Below are 1,668 nucleotides of genomic sequence, written 5' to 3'. Positions count from 1 at the left end.
GAATCGCCAATACGTTCATATTGTTTAATGTTTTTATAATGAACGCTTTGGCGATTCATTTGTATTTGACGATTCGATATATTAACTTAAGTTTCAACCACTTCGGTGATTTTTACCGAATCATTGTAAATACTAAATCACAAAAATATATTTCAAACTTATTATCTGAGATAAAAGATTTGACTTCATTGCTGCCATTTGAGGGTATTAAAGAATGTCAGCTTATGGATAACTTGCATAAACTTGATTGTTTAATATCCAGTTTATGTAGTGAATTAATATATATAGGGTTTTCAAAAAGTTACCTATATACTTGCGCGAAAAATTTTAAAATCAAGAATTTTTCTGATTCTTACGAAAAGTTTGTAAGTTTGATAAATTTAGAGAATAAAAAAGATTATATAATAATCTTTAAATTATCAGTTAGCCGCACAGAAGCAGATGTTGATTTACCCGAATTCTCTAAATTATATCCAGAAGAATATAAAACCGAATGGGTAATTAATAGGCGCCCCAATTTTATCACATCCTTGAATAATCAAAGGTTCTATTCGGTTAATGTGAAATCTTATGATGAATTTGCTGCGATTAAACAGGCAAAGGAAAAGCTAAGCAATCATTTGGATCGTATCCATTTTGCATTGCATAATTCAAAGATGATACCATTATTATCTGCTTTAGTCCTTGAGAAAAGAGGTGAAATCCTTTATGTATCTGATCATTCGACTCTCCCTATTTTAGACAGTATTAATCAAGAGGAACAAACTCGTATTAATATTATACAGGATAGGTTAAACGCTATCCATGCATCTAATAATATCACTACGGATGTAACTAATCGTATTAATGCCGCTTTAAGACATTTACGAATAGGGGATGCTGATACTGAAATAGAGCAAAGGTTTATTAATTATTGGATAGCACTTGAATTCTTATTTTCAACACCAATAGCATCTGATAGTACTTTTGGTCGAATTAAGGATAATTTGGTAAGTATACTTGTTTCATGTTATGGAAAGCGAAATTTATTGGCAATTGATGCTCAAGTAAGATCTATTGCCAAAGGAATAGAAATCCCCCATATTTGGGAAAAAGATGCTATTAGTGACATTAAAGATAGAATTAAATTACCAATATTGTTAGAATATAGATTAAACAGATATTCTACACACATCTTATCTAATAAAGAAAAAGATATTCGCAAGTATCTTGAATTACATAGGCAAAACGTTACTTGGCAGATTGCCCGCATTTACAGATTGCGAAATGAACTCATACATGAGGCTGCGATCAAACAAGATATTGAAAGTCTTGCGAGCAATTTAAGATATTATCTTATTTTTATACTCAACCAAGCTGTAAGATTTTTCAGTAGTAGAATTGGTAGTATTATGTCAAGGAAATATGATATGGAGTCATTTTTTATGCATTTCGATTTAATGCGAGCTGCGATAGAAAAAGAACCATCAATATCAGGTGTTTTATCTTATGGTGATCTTGAAGATAATATTTAAGATATTATCCAATATTATATTTGAGAATAAGTAAGTCGTAAAAATTAATTTATACTAAGCCGTATGGGCAAAATTGATATAGAGTTCAGATCCAAGCGCAGCCAACGCACGGTTAGTTGCATAGATCAGGGAGTCTGTGGAGCAATAATCCGCA

General features: G+C 31.1%; 1 protein-coding gene. It reads left to right on the top strand.

What is annotated here, in order from left to right:
* On the top strand, positions 1 to 1,514 hold a 1,514-nt coding region (locus C5O23_RS14060; protein ID WP_205743456.1), incomplete at its 5' end, for a HEPN domain-containing protein.
* Between the last annotated feature and the right edge of the window lie 154 nt (positions 1,515 to 1,668).

The sequence above is a fragment of the Duncaniella muris genome (genome assembly GCF_003024805.1).
GTDB lineage: Bacteria > Bacteroidota > Bacteroidia > Bacteroidales > Muribaculaceae > Duncaniella > Duncaniella muris.
The sequence above is the reverse complement of the archived record's forward strand: the minus strand, read 5'-3'. Positions and strand labels throughout refer to the sequence as shown.